The sequence below is a fragment of the Microbispora sitophila genome (genome assembly GCF_014892245.1).
Classification (GTDB): Bacteria; Actinomycetota; Actinomycetes; order Streptosporangiales; family Streptosporangiaceae; genus Microbispora; species Microbispora siamensis.
On record NZ_JADBGC010000001.1, the window covers coordinates 137,757 to 155,654 of the forward strand.

The following is a 17,898-nucleotide window of genomic DNA, read 5'->3' on the forward strand; positions in this document are numbered from 1 at the left end:
CATCCGGCTCGCTCGGCGTTACCCGCGTCGCTCGTATGGGCGCTCTGAACCGCTGGTCGTGCCGGAGGGGCGCCGGGTGGCATAACCTGGGAGTCCGTTGTGGGTGTCTTGGATGGCGAGACGAGCGTCCCAGATGATTTGACGTGGAGGCGCTCCATCGGACATCGTTGTAGCCATGCATAGCGGTGGGATTCTCGTAGTACTTCGCAGGCGCGCAGCCTGACGAAGCACTCGGTCCTGCGCGCGCCCCAGCTCCGCCCAGCGGATGGGGCATTTTTTATGCCAGGAGTCACGCCAAGCAGCCCAGCCAAGAAGCAAGCTCAGCCACAAGGAACGAGCCGATGACCGAGAAAATGACAGGTGCCCAGGCCCTCGTGCGGGCGCTGGAGCAGGTCGGGGTCGACACGGTGTTCGGGATCCCGGGCGGGGCCATTCTCCCCGCCTACGATCCCCTCTACGACTCGACCAAGGTCCGGCACGTGCTTGTACGGCACGAGCAGGGCGCCGGCCACGCGGCCGAGGGGTACGCGCAGGCGACCGGCAGGGTCGGGGTGTGCATGGCCACCAGCGGCCCGGGAGCGACCAACCTGGTCACTCCGATCGCCGACGCCTACATGGACTCGGTGCCGATCGTGGCGATCACGGGGCAGGTGGCCTCGCCGCTGATCGGGACCGACGCCTTCCAGGAGGCCGACATCTCCGGCATCACGATGCCGATCACCAAGCACAACTTCCTGGTCACCAACGCCGATGACATTCCGCGGACCATCGCCGAGGCGTTCCACGTCGCCGCCACCGGGCGCCCGGGGCCGGTCCTGGTGGACATCTCCAAGGACGCCCTGCAGGCCACGACCACCTTCTCCTGGCCGCCGGTCATGCAGCTGCCCGGCTACCGCCCGGTGACCCGGCCGCATTCCAAGCAGATCCGCGAGGCGGCCCGGCTGATGACCGAGGCGAAGCGGCCGGTGTTCTACGTCGGCGGCGGCGTGCACAAGGCGCGGGCCTCGGCCGAGCTGCTGGAGCTGGCCGAGCTGACCGGTATCCCGGTGGTGACCACGCTGATGGCGCGGGGCACCTTCCCCGACAGCCACCCCCAGCACATGGGGATGCCCGGCATGCACGGCAGCGTGGCCGCGGTCGGCGCGCTGCAGCGCTCCGACCTGCTGATCGCGCTCGGCACCCGCTTCGACGACCGGGTCACCGGTGAGCTGTCCAGCTTCGCGCCGAACGCGAAGGTGATCCACGCCGACATCGACCCGGCGGAGATCTCCAAGAACCGGCATGCCGATGTGCCGATCGTGGGCGACTGCCGTGAGGTGATCGGGGATCTGATCACGGCGGTGCGGGCCGAGCAGGCCGACGGCCGCAAGGGCGACTACGCCGAGTGGTGGCGGATCCTCAACGGCTACAAGGAGACCTACCCGCTGGGGTATGAGGAGTTCGCCGACGGGTCGCTGGCCCCGCAGTACGTGATCGAGCGGCTGAGCGCGCTGGTGGGCCCGGAGGCGATCTACACCGCGGGTGTGGGCCAGCACCAGATGTGGGCGGCGCAGTTCGTCAAGTACGAGCACCCGGGGACGTTCATCAACTCCGGCGGTGCGGGCACGATGGGCTTTTCCGTCCCGGCCGCGATGGGCGCCAAAATGGGCTGCCCGGACAAGGTCGTGTGGGCGATCGACGGCGACGGTTGTTTCCAGATGACCAACCAGGAGCTGGCGACCTGCGCCATCGAGGGCGTGCCGATCAAGGTGGCGGTCATCAACAACGGCAACCTCGGCATGGTCCGCCAGTGGCAGACGCTGTTCTACGACGAGCGGTATTCCAACACCGATCTTCAGCGGGTCAAGCGGATTCCCGACTTCGTGAAGCTCGCCGAGGCGTACGGTTGTGTCGGCCTGCGGTGTGAGCGTCCGGAGGACGTGGACGAGACGATCCGCAAGGCCATGGAGATCAACGACGTGCCGGTGGTGGTCGACTTCGTCGTGCACCAGGACGCGATGGTCTGGCCGATGGTCGCCGCGGGCACCAGCAACGACGACATCAAGTACGCCCGCGACATGGCGCCGAACTGGGAGGGTGGAGAATGAGCCCCGCCCCGGCCCGACCCGATCACGACCAGCATCGCGAGGAGATGGCATGAGCGAGCGCAGCGAGCGAATCAGCAAGCACAGCGCCTGGCGAATGCCGCTCCGAGCCGAAGGCGAGGAGATGGCATGAGCCGCCACACGCTGTCCGTCCTGGTGGAGAACAAGCCGGGCGTGCTGGCCCGGGTCGCCGCCCTGTTCAGCCGCCGCGGGTTCAACATCGACTCGCTGGCGGTCGGGCCCACGGAGCACGACGACATCTCGCGGATGACCATCGTCGTCAACGTGGAGGACCTCCCGCTGGAGCAGGTCACCAAGCAGCTCAACAAGCTGGTCAACGTCATCAAGATCGTCGAGCTCGACAACAGCCAGTCGGTGCAGCGCGAGCTGATGTTGATCAAGGTGCGGACCGACTCCGAGAGCCGGTCGCACGTTCTCGAACTCGTGAACCTCTTCCGGGCGCGCTGCGTTGACGTGGCACCGGACGCGGTCACGATCGAGGTCACCGGGACGACCGACAAGCTGGAGGCGTTCGTCCGGGTCCTTGAGCCGTACGGCATCAAGGAGCTCGTGCAGTCGGGCATGGTGGCCATCGGCCGCGGTGCCCGTTCCATCACCGACCGCTCGCTTCGCGCCCTCGACCGCAGCGCATAGTCCTATGGCAGGCACGTCGCGACGGACAACCCGTGAAAGGCAAGCAAGTGACTGAGATCTTCTACGACGACGACGCCGACCTGTCGATCATCCAGGGCCGCCACGTCGCGGTGCTGGGTTACGGCAGCCAGGGCCACGCGCACGCGCTGAGCCTGCGTGACTCGGGCGTGGACGTCCGGGTCGGCCTGCCCGAGGGCTCCAAGAGCCGGGAGAAGGCCGAGGCCGACGGCCTGCGCGTGCTGTCGCCGGGCGAGGCCGTCGAAGAGGCCGACCTCACGATGATCCTCGCGCCGGACCACATCCAGCGGCACCTGTACGCCGAGCACGTCGCGCCGAACCTCGTCGAGGGCGACGCGCTGTTCTTCGGCCACGGCCTCAACATCCGCTACGGGCTGATCGAGGCCCCGGCGGGCGTCGACGTGGCCATGGTCGCGCCGAAGGGCCCGGGTCACCTCGTCCGCCGCCAGTACTCCGCCGGTCGCGGCGTGCCCTGCCTTGTCGCCGTCGAGCGTGACGCCACCGGCAACGCCTGGCCGCTCGTGCTGTCGTACGCCAAGGGCATCGGCGGCACCCGCGCCGGCGCGCTGAAGACGACCTTCACCGAGGAGACCGAGACCGACCTGTTCGGCGAGCAGGCCGTGCTGTGCGGCGGCGTCTCCGAGCTGATCAAGGCCGGGTTCGAGACCCTGATCGAGGCCGGCTACCAGCCGGAGGTCGCCTACTTCGAGTGCCTCCACGAGATGAAGCTGATCGTGGACCTGATGTACGAGGGCGGCATCTCCAAGATGTACTGGTCGGTGTCCGACACCGCCGAGTACGGCGGCTACACCCGCGGCCCGCGTGTGGTCAACGAGGAGACCAAGAAGGAGATGCGGCGCATCCTGGACGAGATTCAGGACGGCCGCTTCGCCCGCGAGCTGGTCGAGGAGTTCGACTCCGGCCAGACCAACTTCAAGCGCTACCGCGAGGAGCTGGCGGGCCACTCGATCGAGCAGACCGGCGGCAAGCTCCGCCCGATGATGAGCTGGCTCAAGGGCGAGCAGGCCTGAGGCTCACGAACCGCTGCGTGACCGCGGCGCCGCGCCCCGCCGATGAGGTGGGGAGCGGCGCCGCGTCGCGTTTCACGGACCCCGTCGTCGCCGGTAAGACACCAGGGCCAGAGGGATCAGCACTGGGCGGGCTTGAGCCAGGAGCACTCGAGATCACCGGCGAAAGGAGCCGGCCCGGCGGCCTCCTGGGGGGACGACCCGGGAGTCAGGCTGCGCGCGGCCGCCGTCTCGTCCACCACGGCCTTCCTGGTGAACTGGGCCAGCCTGACGGCGATCCGGTCCTCCAGGTCCCTCGGCGCGCCGGACAGGTAGCCGTTGCTGACGACCGAGAAGACCAGCGGCTCGCCGTCCGCGCTGGTCACGTAGCCCGACAGCGCGGTCACACCGGTCAGCGAGCCGGTCTTGGCGTGCACGTTCCCGGCGGCCGCCGTGCCGCGCATCCTGCTGCGCAGCGTGCCGCCGACCATCCGGTCCGCCTCTCCCGCGATCGGCAGGGCGGCGTACCAGGTGGGGAACCAGGGCTTGCCGCGCACCGCCGCGAGCAGGGCCGTGATTCCGGCGGGGGTCAGGGCGTCCATCCTGGACAGGCCGGAGCCGTCCCGCAGCCGCAGCGTCTTCACGCCGTTCGCCTGCGCGAACGCGGTCGTCACGGCGAGCCCGGCCGCCCACGTCCCCGCGCCGGAGACCTTGCGTCCCATCGTCTTGGTGAGGATCTCCGCGTGCATGTTGTTGCTCAGCTTCAGGAACGGCACGAGCAGGTCGCCGAGGGTCATCGACTGGAGTGAGGCGACCGTGGCCGCCTTGGCCGGGGCGGTCCCGCGTACGGTCGGCCCGAGCACCTTCACGCCGTGCCGGGTCAGCCCCTCCCGGAACAGGGTGGCCGCGTAGAGCGCGGGGTCCCACACGGCGACCCACTCGTCGTACGGCTCGGAGACCGTGCCGGTGATCACGACGGTGTTGGTGCCGTGCTGCCGCTCGACGAGCACGTCCGTCTCGTCGCCGGTGACGGCCCTGTTCACGATCTTCACGTAGCCGGTCGCCGGCGTGGTGGACACCTTGGCGGCCTTGCCGGGGCCGTCTCCGGGCGCGACCGAGACGATCACCGAGCCCGCGTCGTAGTCGGTGTCGGGCGCCGCGGTCAGCGCGGAGATCTGCCCGGCGTAGTAGTACGGCTCGTCGTCCCAGGCCCAGTCGGTGCCGAGCCGCACGTCGTCGAACCAGGTGTCGTCGGCGACCAGCCGTCCCGTGACGACTTTGACCCCGGCCGCCGCGACCTTGGCGGCGAGCGCGTCGTAGTCGGCGGCGAGCATGGTGGGGTCGCCCGTGCCCCGCAGCGTGAGGTCCCCGACGACCGTGCGGCCCACCCCGGACGCGGCGAGCACGTCCGTTGTGAACCGGAAGTCGGTGCCGAGCGTGTCGAGGGCGGCGGCCGAGGTGAGGAGCTTGGTGTTGGAGGCGGGGGCGAACAGCTTGTTCGCGTCGAGAGAGTAGAGGTCCTCGCCGGTGGCCGCGACGCGCACGGCGACGCCCGCCCGCGCGGGGGCCAGCCGGGAGTCGGCGAGGATCTGGTCGAGGTCGCGGGTCAGGTCCGCGACGCCGGGGGCCGGGTCCCGCGCTCCGGCGGGGACGCCGGAGCCCGCGATCCCGGTGGCCAGAACGGCACCGGCCAGCATGATCGTGATACGTCGTGACAACCGCACAGTCCGCTCCCGGGTGAGTGGCTTTCCGCGATCGTCGGTGAGCCACGCCGGGGCATCAATACGAAAATGTACGTATAGCGATCAGGCCGGCATCGCGACCAGGAACACGCAGTCGCCGAAGGCCACCTCGTCGCCGGCCCGCACGGCCGCGGGGCCGACCAGGCGCCAGCCGTTCAACCGGGTGCCGTTCATCGAGCCGAGGTCGACGAGGAGCCAGGAGTCGTGCTCGCGCCGCAGCTCCGCGTGCACCCGCGAGACGGTCAGGTCGGCGAGGACGAGGTCGCAGGAGGAGCCGCGGCCGACCAGGTAGCGGGCCCGGCCGTCGGCGGGCAGGGCGAGCCGGGGCAGCCGGGGACGCCGCCAGGCGGACTCGATCCGGCTGCTCAGCTCCGACACCGAGGCGACGGCGTCGGTGATCCGCCTGCGCCAGCGCCCGCGGTGCGGGAGGTCGGCAACCAGCTCGTCCAGCTCGTTGCGGTTGCGAGCACGAAGCGCCAGGTCCACCCGGCCGACGAAGGTCTCCATGGACAGGCGTCCTTCGGCGGCCCGGTCGCGGAGCTCGCTGAGCGCGCGCTCGCGGTCCCCGTCCGAGGCGCGAACCGGGGGAGAGCTCATGATTGGAGTATCCGCCGCAGTGGTCCGAGGTGTCCAGAAGACCGCCGTATTCCCCGCCAATCCCGGCGTGGGAGCGGGGCCGCCGGGCGTGGCGTCCCCGCTCCCGCGCCGGGTCGGCGCGTTTCTACTGCCGACCGAAGTCCTGGGTCCAGTACGGGCCGCCGGCGGCGACGTACCCGACCCCGATGTCGGTGTAGTTGCAGTTGAGGATGTTCTGCCGGTGTCCGGGGCTGTTCATCCAGCCCTGGACCACCGCCTGGGCCGTGCCGTAGCCCTTGGCGATGTTCTCCCCGTATGCGCGCCAGGTGTAGCCGGCGAGCGTGATGCGGTAGCCGGGGTCGCGGCCGTCCAATACGTGTTCCATCTTGTTCTGGGCGGACATGTTGGCCGAGTGGGCGTACGCGGCGGCGCGCAGGCGCGGGTCGTGCTTCAGCGGGCCGCAGCCCGCCTTCGCCCGCTCGGCGTTGGTGAGGCGCACGACCTCGTTCTCGATGGCGGTGCCCACGGCCGAGCCACTCGTGGGAGAGGCGCTGGGAGTGGTGGAGGCGGGGGCGCTCGCGGTGGGACTCGTGGCAGGGGCCGTGCTGGGGACGGCGGAGGGGCTGGTGGTGGGGACGGCGGTGGGGCTTGGAGAAGAGGTGGCCGTGGGAACCGGGGTGGGGACGTCGCAGTCGAGGCGCACCGGCCTGGATCGCGACAGGTGGCCGCGGTAGTCGGTGACGACGCTGTAGTACGCACCGTCCGCGCAGGTCAGGGCGACGACGACGCGGGCGTTCCTGACCACCTTGGAGCCGCTCTTGACCACGCGGTCGGGGCCCGGCGTGCTCTTCACGATCCGGACCCGGAAACGGGCGTTTTCGAGGCAACCGGCCCGCGAGCCCGCCGCGCGGATCTTGCCGTCCACGGTGACGTAGGGCTTCGCGGCGGCGACCCGGCAGCCCGCGTGCTGGGCCTCGGCCTGAGCGGGTCCTGCCGCCATGCCGACGGCCGCGACGCTCCCGAGGCACAGGACCGCTCCGAGCGCTCTGTTCACGATCATTCCTCCAGTGGGGGTTAGACGCTGGGGAAGTCGTCATTATGGTGCGCCAGAGACCGACATGTGGTGATAAATCGGTCCAATCCCGAAAGTATCTACCTTCTCTTAAACATGCCTTAGGCTGCTCAGAGCCCGAGATGTCCGATAATCCGCAGGTCGGCCGCGTGATCAGCGAGGGGATCGCCTTGAGGGGCGCTTAAGGTCGTTCGCGGCCTCCCGTGCCACGCGTTCCAGTTCCTCCCGGTAGCTCTCCCACCAGGACGGATCGCCGGCCGTCATCACGTCGTCGCCGGCCCGGTATCCGGCGGCGCCGTCGATCGACTCCCGGACGATGTCGGCGTGGCCGGCGTGCCGGTGGGTTTCGGCGATCATGTGGACCAGCACGCGGTGCAGGGTCGCCCGCCGGTGCTCCTCGGGCCACCACACGATGTCGGCGGCCGACTCCAGCGGCAGCGCCGCGATCGTGGCGTCCGCGTGTCCCCAGGCGCGCCGGTACACCCCGGTGACGTACTCGCGGGACTCCTCGGCGGTGGCCCACATGTCCGCGTTCCTGGCGAAGGCGGCGGGCCCGAGATCAGGACGGAACCAGGGCACGGGCTCGTCGAAGTGACGGCCGAACACGAACCCCAGATACAGCAGCTCGACGCCGGCCAGATGCTTGACCAGCCCCAGCAGGTTGGTGCCCGTCGGCGTCAGCGGGCGGCGGACGTCGTATTCCGAGAGTCCGTCCAGCTTCCACAGCAGGGCGTCGCGAGCGTCCTGCAGATAGCGGCGCAGGTCGGCCTTCAGATCCGCCTCGGTGATCATGGCGTGTCTCCTGTTCGGGAAGGAACGGTCGGGAGCCGGTCGTGCTCCCCGGGAGGGGAGACTCCCGATGTGAGGCAGAATCGTCGCTCGTGGGTGAGGTTTTTTCCCCGACGGCGGCGGACGGCGACCTGGCGCGGGCGCGAGACGGGGACGAGGCCGCGTTCACCAGGCTGGTCCGGCCGCTGCGCCCGGAGCTGCACGCCCACTGCTACCGCATGCTCGGCTCGGTCCACGACGCCGACGACGCCCTCCAGGACGCTCTGCTGCGGGCCTGGCGGGGGCTCGCCCGCTTCGAGGGCCGCTCCTCGCTGCGCTCGTGGCTGTACGCCGTGACCACCCGCGCCTGCCTGGACCTCGTGGAGAGCCGGGGCAGGCGGGCGTTGCCGATGGACTTGGGCCCGTCGAGCGAGCGCGCTGTCGTGGACGGGCAGGATCCGTTCGGTGACGTCGCCTGGCTGGGCCCCTATCCCGACGCGGGCCCGACGGACGGCCCGGCGGGGCGCTACGAGCGGCGCGAGGCCGTGGAGCTCGCCTTCGTCGCCGCTCTGCAGCACCTGCCGGGCAACCAGCGTGCGGCGCTGCTGCTCTTCGAGGTGCTCGGCTTCTCCGCCGCCGAGATCGCCGCGATGATGAAGACCTCGGCCGCCTCCGTGAACTCGGCTCTGGCGCGGGCCCGCAGAATCCTCGCGGAGAAGGCGCCCTCCCTCGACCGGCAGCGGGCGCCGCGCACGATCGGCGACCCCCGGGTGCGGGAGATCGCGCTCGGATTCGCGTCCGCCCTCGAACGCGGGGACGCCGACGCCCTGATCGCGCTGCTCACCGACGACGTCACCTGGTCGATGCCGCCGCTGCCGCACTGGTATCGCGGCATCGCGGCGGTCGCCGACTTCGCCGTGCGGGTGCCGCTCACCCGCTGCCCGAGCTGGCGGTATGTGCTGACCGGCGCGAACAGCCAGCCGGCCGTGGCCTTCTACGTCGGCGAGGGCGCCGCCCTCCCGCACACCGCCTGGTCGATCACCGTGCTGACCCTGCGGGACGAGCGGATCTGCGAGATCACCTCATTCCTCGGCGCGGAGCACTTCGCCGGGTTCGGGCTGCCCGCCGTCCTTCCCGCGGTCCGCACCACCGGAGACGGTGCTCTCACCGCCGGAGACAGCGGTCGCTGAGGCCGTGGGCTGGGGTCCGGTCCCGGCCGCACCGGCGACGGCGGCGAGGCGGTCGGCGGTCAGGTTGTATTTGAGGGTCATCAGCACGCCCGCGAACGTGATCAGGGCGGGCACCACGGTCACGCCGATCACCACGGCGACGTGGGCGCTGTCCGGCTGGGTCACCGGATGCTCGGGATCGGAGGAGACGAAGCCTCCCACGCCCAGCACCCACCCGTACGCGGTCGCCCCGAGCGCCGCCACCGCGTTCTCCACCGCGGTCCACAGACCGGTGAAGATCCCGCCCCTGCGCTCGCCGCTCACCGCGCCGTCGTACGCGATGACGTCGGCGAGCATGGAGAACTGCAGCAGTTGCAGGCCCGCGTAGCCGACGCCCACGATCATCACGCACAGGTGCGCGTACAGCTCGCCGAGGGCGGGCGTCGCGAGGATCAGCAGCGCGCCGGCCGTGAACAGCGTGCCGGACAGGATCATCGCGCCGCGCTTGTCGAGCTTGCGGGCCAGCCATACCCACAACGGCATCGTGACCAGCATCGGCCCCACGAGCGCCGCGAAGAGCGTGGTGGTGGCGGAGGTGTCGTCGAGCGCGTAGGCGGCGAAGTAGGGCGCCCCGGCGAGCATCACGCCGGCCCCGAGCGTCTGCGCGGAGCTGAGCCCGAGCAGCCACAGGAACTGCTTGCTCGTGCGGGCGGCGGCAAGTTGCTCCCGCAGCGTCCCCTCGGACTTCTGCTGGCCGGTGAAGGGGGCGCGGGCGGTGCCGAAGAACGAGCCCAGCATCGCGACGAGCAGGATCGCGCCGAAGGCGACGCCCATGGTGCGATACCCGTCGGCCGTCTCGCCGGCGATCATCGGGGCGAGGATGCCGCTCATCGCGATCCCGACCGCGATGAGGACCATGCGCCACTGCAGCAGAGAGGTCCGCTCGTGGTAGTCCGTGGTCATCTCCGCGGGCATCGCCTTGTACGGCACCTCGTAGAGGGCGTATCCGGTCGCGGCGGCCAGGAAGGTGACGCCCACGTACAGGGCGGCGGGCACGCCGGTGAGCGGCGGCCCGGCGAACATGAGGACGAACGACACCGGCAGCACGAGGGCGCCGGCGAGCAGCCAGGGCCGGCGCGGCCCCCAGCGTGAGACCGTGCGGTCCGACCATCGGCCGACCAGGGTGTTGGCGATCAGGTCCCAGGCCTTGGGCAGGAAGAGCACGACGCCCGCGAACGCGGCCGGCACCGCGAGCACGTTCGTCATGTAGAAGAGCAGCAGCAGCCCGGGGATCGTGGAGAAGTTGGCCGTGCAGAACGAGCCGACGGCGTACCCGAGGCGAACCCCGAGGGAGACCTTCGACGGGGAGGGCGTCGCCGCCGTGGAAACCATGGCGACATTCAAGCCGAGCAAGCGTCCGTTCGGAAGCGGTCTCCGGCAACGGTTCGGCGGCTGCCCGGTGTCTTGTCGATCTCTGTCTTGCCGATCTCCGCCGGACGACGCCGGCGGAGATCGGCGACGGGGCTCGGGCTCAGTCGCGCACGTCGGGGCAGACGACGTGCGCGCCAACCTCGATCAGGCGGCGTTCGGTGTGCGCGTCGGCGACCCGGGCCATGAGCACCGGGGCCTCGCTGGCCGCCAGCTGCGGCAGCCGGGCGCGCACCCGCCGGTGCAGTTCCTTGACGATGTCGTCGGCGGCGAGGGTGTGCACCTTGACGTGCAGCATGATCCCCCACAGCCCGGCGGCCGTCCGTGCCTCGGAGATCCAGACGTGGTGGACGTAGGGATACTCCGGCAGCAGTTCGGCGACCGCCACCCGCAGCGCCGGCAGGATCGGATGACGCGTCCTGCGGTAGCCGGGGTCCACGACCTGCATCGCCCCCGACAGGTGCTGGCGGGGGGCGGGAACCCACTGCGACGGAAGTGCGGAGGGCGCGGCCGGGACCGGGGCGGGCACGGGCGGCGCGGGAGCCTGCCGCGTGGCCTGCGCACGGGTCACGGTCGCCATCGCGCCCGTGGCGTACGCCGTGGGGGCGGCCGAGCCCATGGCCGACAGCGCGGGAGCGGGACCGATGCGGGTCTGCTCCAGATAGCGCCGCAGGTCGTCGATCGGCACGGCGGCGGCAGCGGGACCGGCCGCGTCGATCACGATCTCGCGCACGCCCGTGACGCGCTGGATGTCGAGGATGGTGTCGGCGTCGCACGCCGACAGCGAGTGGCTGCCACGGTGCCGGGCGTAGGTCGCCGGCCCCGTGTAGCCCAGCAGAACGCGTTCGCCGTTCTGCGTCGTGCCGAGCACCACGGAGCGGTCGGGGCGGACCGCCACCAGGATGCCCCACTCCGCGAGAGCCGCCAGGAGTTGCCGGGGGCTGCCATGCCGCGCGAGAACGTCGCCCAGGGAGGGGTTCCCGATGCTCATAGCCTGAACGATAGGGACTGGACCATGGCGAATCAGGCTAATCCCGAAGATTAGGTGCGATCAATACCGAGATGGGTGGCAGCCCGTATGGATCACGCGTAGGCGGGGTACATCGACCGGCTGGGCGCGTACATGAGCGAGTCTCATGAACCCCGGCTGTCCCGGCAGGCCCCTGCGCATCGGCGCGCTACGCTTCTCGCGGCGCCGTTCCGCGCCCGACCTCCTGAGCTCGTGCCCGCGCCGCGTGCCGTCGCGGAGGCGAAGGGGATCGATGTCCTCGGGACGAGCGGTGCCGTACCGGCGTGCCGGTGAGACCTGGTCGCGGGTCGCAGGGCGCGCGGTCGCCGATCTGCCCGCCTACCGCGCTCTGGCCGAGGAGCGGACCGGACTGCTGCTGAGCGAAGGGGCCCGGGCGGCGGGGCGGCTGAGTGAGATCGCCGTCGCCGACTCTTGGGAAGGGCCGCTGGACGAGGCCGCGCGGCTCGCGACGCTGGACGACCTGGCCGCGTTGGCGGCGCAAGCCGTACGGATCGAGGAGGAGGCCGTCGAGGCGCTGCGCGCGATTTGAGACCGGGTCGTCGTGCCGTCGCGACGCGGCCGAGACCTTGGGTGTCTCGCATGCCGGGCGCTCGTGAGAGCTTTCACAAGGCCCGGATAGACTCACGTCGTCCGCGCTGTCGCACTTCACGAAGGACTCAACCCAGTGAACAAGCCCGTCGTACTTGTCGCAGAAGAGCTCTCAGAAGCGGGTCTCGCCGTGCTCGGCGCGGATTTCGAGGTCCGGCACACCGACGGCGCCGACCGGTCGCAGCTGCTGCCCGCCCTCGCCGACGTGGACGCCCTGATCGTACGCAGCGCCACCCAGGTGGACGCGGAGGCCATCGCGGCGGCGCCCAAGCTGCGCGTCGTCGCCCGCGCCGGCGTCGGCCTCGACAACGTCGATGTCGAGGCCGCGACCAAGGCCGGCGTCATGGTCGTGAACGCCCCGACCTCCAACATCACCAGCGCCGCCGAGCACACGGTCGCGCTGATCCTCGCCAGCGCCCGCAACGTCGCCCAGGCGCACTCCGCGCTCAAGGACGGCGAGTGGAAGCGCTCGAAGTACACCGGTGTCGAGCTCGACGAGAAGGTCATCGGCATCCTCGGCCTCGGCAAGATCGGCCAGCTCGTCGCGCAGCGCCTGCAGCCGTTCGGCGTCGAGATCATCGCGTACGACCCCTACCTGCAGCCGGCTCGCGCGGCGGCGATGGGCGTGCGGCTGGCGTCGCTGGAGGAGGTGCTCCAGCAGGCCGACTTCATCACGGTGCACCTGCCGAAGTCGAAGGAGACCATCGGCCTCATCGGCGACCGCGAGCTGCACATGGTCAAGCCGACCGTCCGGCTGATCAACGTCGCCCGCGGCGGGATCATCGACGAGAACGCCCTCTACTCCGCCCTCAAGGAGGGCCGTGTCGCCGGCGCGGGCATCGACGTGTTCGCCAAGGAGCCCTGCACCGACAGCCCGCTGTTCGAGTTCGACCAGGTCGTGGTGACGCCGCACCTCGGCGCCTCCACCCACGAGGCCCAGGAGAAGGCCGGCACCCAGGTCGCCCGCAGCGTGAAGCTGGCGCTCGCCGGCGAGTTCGTGCCCGACGCGGTGAACGTCCAGGGCGGCGCGGTCGCCGAGGACGTCAAGCCGGGCCTGCCGCTCACCGAGAAGCTGGGCCGCATCTTCACCGCGCTCGCGGGCGAGGTGGCCACCCGCCTGGACGTCGAGGTACGCGGCGAGATCTCCGCCCAGGACGTCCGGGTCCTGGAGCTGGCCGCGCTCAAGGGCGTTTTCACCGACGTCGTCGAGGACGCGGTGACCTACGTCAACGCGCCGCTGCTGGCCAAGGACCGCGGGGTCGTGGTCGAGCTGGTCACCAGCGCGGAGAGCCCTGACTGGCGCAACGTCATCACGGTGCGCGGCGTGCTCGCCGACGGCCGCACGGTCTCGGTCTCCGGCACCCTGTCCGGCCCGCGGCAGATCACCAAGATCGTCGAGGTCAACGGCTTCGCGATGGAGATCGAGCCGACCGAGCACCTGGCGTTCTTCACCTACGCCGACCGCCCCGGCATCGTCGGCATCGTCGGCCGCCTGCTCGGCGAGCACAGCGTGAACATCGCCTCCATGCAGGTCTCCCGGGACGTGAAGGGCGGCAAGGCGCTCATCGCGCTGACGGTCGACACGGCGATCCCGTCCGACGTCGTCGAGCAGATCGCGGCGGAGATCGGCGCCGACAGCGGCCGTACGGTCGACCTGGAGGACTGACACTCCGGCATCCGCTCATCGGACGGCCCGGCGCACCGCGCGCCGGGCCGTTCGCGTTTTCCCGTGCCGCGTTTCCGGCACCGTGTTTCCCGCTTTTCCGTCCCGTGGGCCGCGTCTCACGAAGTGAGATACTAGGTCGTCCTACGAGATTGTGGGGTACTCTTGCGATGACGAGGCGCCCCGCACTTCTACCTGCCGCGACGGGGCCTGATCAGGGCAGGCCGGCCCGTCGCGGAGCGCCGCGCCGACGGCCTTCGGCTCGCCCGTGACGCGTGACCCGCGTTCCACCGGTGGCCGGCGTTCCGGATCCGCGACAGGCGGATCCGTTCTCAGCATTCCTCCGTCGAAGTGAGAATCGCCATGTACGACATGTATCCCTGGGGCCGTTCCGAGGACGCTGAGGACGAGGCGGCCGCGGCGCTGCAGATCGCGCTCGACCGTCGCGACAACGGGGGCGTACCGCAGCGCTGACCTGGTCGAGATCGGCGGGACCGGCCACCCTCCGGATGTGCCAATCTTGAGTGCGTGGTGAGCATCGGCGGTGGGGCCGCGAACACGACCAGCCTGCTCCGGTCGATCAACCAGCGGGTGGTGTTCACCGAGATCTTCCGCCTGGGCAAGGCCTCGCGCCCCGAGCTCGCCCAGGTGACCGGACTGTCGAAGCCGACCATCTCGATGGCGCTGGCCGACCTGGAGCGTGCCAGGCTCGTCCGCCCGGTCGGACTGCGCACCGGTGGCACCGGCCGTGCCGCACTGCTCTACGAGATCAGGCCGGAGGCGGGCTGGGTGCTCGCCGCCGACATCGGCCGCACCACCGTGCGGCTCGCCCTCGCCGACCTCGTGGGCGACGTCGTCGCCCGCAGGCAGGAGCCCTCCTCGGCGCTGTCGTACGACGGCCTGCTGGAGCAACTGGTGCGCATGGCGGCCGAGGTCGTCGCCGAGGCCGGCCTGGAGCCCGGCGACGTCACCGTCACCGTGTTCGGCACCCCCGGAATCCACGACAAGGAGAGCGGGGCGCTCCGGCTCGCGCCGAACCTGCCCGGCTGGGAACGTCCGGGCGCGGTGGACGCGCTGGCCGGCGTGACGGGCTCGCCCTACACGGTGGAGAACGACGTCGACCTCGCGGCGGTGGGGGAGGGCGCCTACGGCCTGGGCAAGGGGGTGTCCCACTTCGTCCTCGTGTCCATCGGGACGGGCGTCGGCATGGGCGTGGTCATCGACGGCGGTCTCTACCGGGGCGCCCGGGGAGCGGCCGGCGAGATCTCTTACCTGCCGGTGGGCCTGCCGGAGGGCGAGGACGGCCCGCGCTTCGACCGAAGGCGCGGTGAGTTCGAGTCGGTCGCGTCCGCCGACGGCGTCGTCGCGGCGGCGGCGCGTCTCGGCATGACGGCGGCCACGGCCAAGGAGGTCTTCGACGCCGCGCGCGGCGGCGACGCGGTCGCGCGCAGGGTGGTGGACGCCGAGGCCGATCACGTCGCCCGCGCCCTCGCCGGGGTGATCGCCGTGCTCGATCCCGAGCTGGTCGTGCTCGGCGGAGGCATCGGCGCACAGGCCGGCGACCTGCTCGCCGGTCCGGTGGCGGAGCGGCTGGAGACGCTGGTGGCCCTCACGCCGCCGCGGATCGAGGTGTCCACGCTCGGGCCGGACGCCGTGATCCTCGGGGCGCTGGCGGTCGGGCTGTCGACGGCGCGCGACCTCGTCTTCGAGCGTGCCGTCGCGGCGGGACCCGCCTGACGAGCACGTACGCCCGGGTATGGACCGAATGGTGAGATCGTGTTTCGATCTCCGAGACAACCGGTAAGGTACACGCATGGAGTCGAGCAACATCCGCCTGGCAGTGATCCCCGGTGACGGTATCGGCACGGAGGTCGTCGCCGAAGGCCTCAAGGTCCTCAACGCCGCGGGCGTCAAGTCCGAGACCACCGAGTACGACCTCGGTGCCAAGCGCTACCACGCGACCGGGCAGACGCTTCCCGACGAGGTGCTCGACGAGCTGCGCGGCTACGACGCGATCCTGCTGGGCGCCGTCGGCGACCCGAGCGTGCCGCCCGGCGTCCTGGAGCGCGACCTGCTGCTGCGCCTGCGCTTCGAGCTCGACCACTACGTGAACCTCCGCCCGGTCAAGCTGTTCCCCGGCGTGACGACCCCGCTCGGACAGGCCCGCCCCGAGGACATCGACATGATCGTCGTCCGTGAGGGCACCGAGGGCCCGTACGCCGGCGCCGGCGGCGTGATGCGCCGCGGCACGCCGCAGGAGATCGCCACGCAGGAGTCCCTGAACACGGCCTACGGCGTCGAGCGCGTCGTGCGCTATGCCTTCGAGAAGGCCCTGAGCCGGCCGCGCCGCAAGCTGACGCTGGTCCACAAGACCAACGTGCTGACGTACGCGGGCGACCTGTGGGCGCGCACCGTCGACCGGCTCAGCCTGGAGTTCCCCGAGGTCGAGACCGACTACTGCCACGTCGACGCGGCCTCCATGTTCTTCATCACGCAGCCGCAGCGGTTCGACGTGATCGTCACCGACAACCTGTTCGGCGACATCCTGACCGACATCGGCGCGGCGGTCGCCGGCGGCATCGGCCTTGCGGCCAGCGGCAACGTCAACCCGGCGCGCACGGCGCCGTCCATGTTCGAGCCCGTCCACGGCAGCGCGCCGGACATCGCGGGCCAGGGCAAGGCCGACCCGACCGCCACGATCCTGTCGGTCGCCATGCTCCTCGACCACCTCGGCCACGCCGAGGCGTCGGCCCGCGTCGAGCAGGCCGTGGCCGACGACCTGATCGAGCGCCAGAGTGCGTGGACGGCGCGCTCCACCCGCGAGATCGGCGACGACATCGCCGCCCGAGTAGCCGGCTGATCCCGGCCGCTCATCCCGACATCACGCGCATGGCGGCCCGGTATGGGCCGCCATGCGCTTTTTCATACCTGCCAAATGCCCTAGTTTTCCCTTAGCCGACTCGTCGCACAATTACTACGACGACGAAGAGAGAAGGACCTCGCCATGACCACCCACCTCCGGTTCGACGTGCAGCTCAACCCGCAGGCCCGCAGTGCGGCCGAGCGTGAGCAGGTGCTGGCGAGCCCCGGCTTCGGTCAGGTCTTCACCGACCACATGATCTCCATCGACTGGAGCGAGGGGGAGGGCTGGCACGACGCGAAGCTCCAGCCGTACGGCCCGCTCGTCCTCGACCCGGCCACGTCGGTGTTCCACTACGCCCAGGAGCTGTTCGAGGGACTCAAGGCCTACCGGCAGTCGAACGGTTCGATCGTCGCCTTCCGGCCGTATGCGAACGCCACGCGGTTCAACCAGTCGGCGCTGCGGATGGCGATGCCGGAGCTTCCCGAGGAGACGTTCGTCGAGTCGCTCGAACTCCTCGTGCAGACCGACCGCGACTGGGTGCCGACCACGGAGGGCCACAGCCTCTACCTTCGGCCCTTCATGATCGCAACGCAGCCCGCACTCGGGGTGAACCACCCCTCGCGCAGCTACAAGTACATGGTGATCGCCTCGCCCGCCGCGTCGTACTTCACCGGCGGCCTCAAGCCGGTCTCGGTCTGGCTGTCCACCGAGTACACCCGCGCGGCCCCCGGCGGCACGGGCTTCGCCAAGTGCGGCGGCAACTACGCGGCGGCGTTCGTGGCCCAGCGGCAGGCCGTCGAGGAGGGCTGCGACCAGGTCGTCTGGCTCGACGCCTTCGAGCACCGGTGGGTCGAGGAGATGGGCGGGATGAACCTGTTCTTCGTCTTCGGCGACCGCCTCGTCACCCCGGCGCTCACCGGGACGCTGCTGCCCGGCATCACCCGTGACTCGATCCTCAGCCTCGCCGGCGAGCTGGGTTACACGGTCGAGGAGGGCAAGATCTCCATCGAGGAGTGGCAGGCGGGCTGCGAGTCCGGCGAGCTCACCGAGGTCTTCGCCTGCGGCACCGCCGCCGTCGTCACCCCCGTCGGCTCGGTCAAGGGCGTCGACCGGAGCTGGACCGTCGGCGACGGCACCCCCGGGCCGGTCACGATGAAGATCCGCGAGGAGCTCGTGGGCATCCAGTACGGCAGCCGCCCCGACGCCCACCACTGGATTCACAAGATCTGCTGACGG

At 70.7% G+C, this 17,898-nt stretch carries 15 protein-coding genes; 9 read left to right on the plus strand and 6 right to left on the minus strand.

Annotated elements, in window-relative coordinates; all coding sequences use genetic code 11:
* Positions 1-272: 272 nt before the first annotated feature.
* The 3 genes from IL992_RS00570 to ilvC all read left to right on the plus strand — a co-directional run bounded on the left by IL992_RS00570 (position 273) and on the right by ilvC (position 3,787).
* Positions 273-2,087 carry an acetolactate synthase large subunit gene (locus IL992_RS00570; RefSeq protein ID WP_193201758.1) on the plus strand — a complete coding sequence of 605 codons (1,815 nt, stop codon included), beginning with the start codon at positions 273-275 and terminating at the stop codon, positions 2,085-2,087.
* A 126-nt stretch (positions 2,088-2,213) separates the two neighbouring features.
* Entirely contained in the window at positions 2,214-2,738 is a 525-nt protein-coding gene (ilvN, locus tag IL992_RS00575; protein ID WP_030506098.1) for an acetolactate synthase small subunit, read from the plus strand.
* Between the two features lie 56 nt (positions 2,739-2,794).
* Positions 2,795-3,787, plus strand: a complete 993-nt coding sequence (gene ilvC / locus IL992_RS00580) for a ketol-acid reductoisomerase (protein ID WP_079312901.1) — start codon at positions 2,795-2,797, stop codon at positions 3,785-3,787.
* A 116-nt stretch (positions 3,788-3,903) separates the two neighbouring features.
* Here ilvC and dacB read toward each other — a convergent pair whose 3' ends face one another.
* From dacB to IL992_RS00600, 4 genes are all read right to left on the minus strand, one after another.
* The gene (dacB, locus tag IL992_RS00585; RefSeq protein WP_319018234.1) at positions 3,904-5,487 is read right to left on the minus strand and encodes a D-alanyl-D-alanine carboxypeptidase/D-alanyl-D-alanine endopeptidase; all 1,584 of its coding nucleotides are present in this window, start codon (positions 5,485-5,487) and stop codon (positions 3,904-3,906) included.
* Positions 5,488-5,568: 81 nt separating this feature from the next.
* Positions 5,569-6,102: a DUF1707 and FHA domain-containing protein gene (locus IL992_RS00590; protein WP_193201337.1), complete on the minus strand. Its 534-nt coding sequence runs from the start codon at positions 6,100-6,102 to the stop codon at positions 5,569-5,571.
* A gap of 124 nt (positions 6,103-6,226) precedes the next feature.
* Positions 6,227-7,135, minus strand: coding sequence for a CAP domain-containing protein (locus IL992_RS45630; RefSeq protein WP_319018236.1), 909 nt, complete (start codon positions 7,133-7,135; stop codon positions 6,227-6,229).
* Between the two features lie 171 nt (positions 7,136-7,306).
* Positions 7,307-7,945 carry a DinB family protein gene (locus tag IL992_RS00600; RefSeq protein WP_193201338.1) on the minus strand — a complete coding sequence of 213 codons (639 nt, stop codon included), beginning with the start codon at positions 7,943-7,945 and terminating at the stop codon, positions 7,307-7,309.
* Between the two features lie 89 nt (positions 7,946-8,034).
* Between IL992_RS00600 and IL992_RS00605 the strand changes: the two genes are divergently transcribed.
* Positions 8,035-9,111 (plus strand): sigma-70 family RNA polymerase sigma factor, encoded by a 1,077-nt coding sequence (locus IL992_RS00605; protein ID WP_193201339.1) that lies wholly within the window; start codon positions 8,035-8,037, stop codon positions 9,109-9,111.
* Here IL992_RS00605 and IL992_RS00610 read toward each other — a convergent pair.
* Both IL992_RS00610 and IL992_RS00615 read right to left on the minus strand, forming a co-directional pair.
* Positions 9,004-10,482 (minus strand): MFS transporter, encoded by a 1,479-nt coding sequence (locus tag IL992_RS00610; RefSeq protein WP_193201340.1) that lies wholly within the window; start codon positions 10,480-10,482, stop codon positions 9,004-9,006. The two genes, IL992_RS00605 and IL992_RS00610, sit on opposite strands and share 108 nt — an antisense overlap.
* Before the next feature lie 139 nt (positions 10,483-10,621).
* Positions 10,622-11,509, minus strand: coding sequence for a hypothetical protein (locus tag IL992_RS00615; protein ID WP_193201341.1), 888 nt, complete (start codon positions 11,507-11,509; stop codon positions 10,622-10,624).
* Between the two features lie 271 nt (positions 11,510-11,780).
* Between IL992_RS00615 and IL992_RS00620 the strand changes: the two genes are divergently transcribed.
* From IL992_RS00620 to IL992_RS00640, 5 genes are all read left to right on the plus strand, one after another.
* The gene (locus IL992_RS00620; protein ID WP_193201342.1) at positions 11,781-12,077 is read left to right on the plus strand and encodes a hypothetical protein; all 297 of its coding nucleotides are present in this window, start codon (positions 11,781-11,783) and stop codon (positions 12,075-12,077) included.
* Positions 12,078-12,212: 135 nt separating this feature from the next.
* Positions 12,213-13,802 (plus strand): phosphoglycerate dehydrogenase, encoded by a 1,590-nt coding sequence (gene serA, locus IL992_RS00625; RefSeq protein ID WP_193201343.1) that lies wholly within the window; start codon positions 12,213-12,215, stop codon positions 13,800-13,802.
* A 525-nt stretch (positions 13,803-14,327) separates the two neighbouring features.
* Entirely contained in the window at positions 14,328-15,536 is a 1,209-nt protein-coding gene (locus IL992_RS00630) for an ROK family transcriptional regulator (protein WP_319018237.1), read from the plus strand.
* Positions 15,537-15,612: 76 nt separating this feature from the next.
* Positions 15,613-16,659 carry a 3-isopropylmalate dehydrogenase gene (locus IL992_RS00635; protein ID WP_193201344.1) on the plus strand — a complete coding sequence of 349 codons (1,047 nt, stop codon included), beginning with the start codon at positions 15,613-15,615 and terminating at the stop codon, positions 16,657-16,659.
* A gap of 144 nt (positions 16,660-16,803) precedes the next feature.
* Entirely contained in the window at positions 16,804-17,895 is a 1,092-nt protein-coding gene (locus IL992_RS00640; RefSeq protein WP_193201345.1) for a branched-chain amino acid aminotransferase, read from the plus strand.
* The last annotated feature ends 3 nt before the right edge of the window (positions 17,896-17,898 follow it).

Coding starts and splice junctions, on each gene's coding strand:
- IL992_RS00640 (WP_193201345.1), top strand. CDS start 16,804: ATGACCACCCACCTCCGGTTCGACGTGCAGCTCAACCCGCAGGCCCGC.
- IL992_RS00590 (WP_193201337.1), bottom strand. CDS start 6,102: ATGAGCTCTCCCCCGGTTCGCGCCTCGGACGGGGACCGCGAGCGCGCG.
- IL992_RS00615 (WP_193201341.1), bottom strand. CDS start 11,509: ATGAGCATCGGGAACCCCTCCCTGGGCGACGTTCTCGCGCGGCATGGC.
- IL992_RS00635 (WP_193201344.1), top strand. CDS start 15,613: ATGGAGTCGAGCAACATCCGCCTGGCAGTGATCCCCGGTGACGGTATC.
- IL992_RS00600 (WP_193201338.1), bottom strand. CDS start 7,945: ATGATCACCGAGGCGGATCTGAAGGCCGACCTGCGCCGCTATCTGCAG.
- IL992_RS00620 (WP_193201342.1), top strand. CDS start 11,781: ATGTCCTCGGGACGAGCGGTGCCGTACCGGCGTGCCGGTGAGACCTGG.
- ilvN (WP_030506098.1), top strand. CDS start 2,214: ATGAGCCGCCACACGCTGTCCGTCCTGGTGGAGAACAAGCCGGGCGTG.
- IL992_RS00610 (WP_193201340.1), bottom strand. CDS start 10,482: ATGGTTTCCACGGCGGCGACGCCCTCCCCGTCGAAGGTCTCCCTCGGG.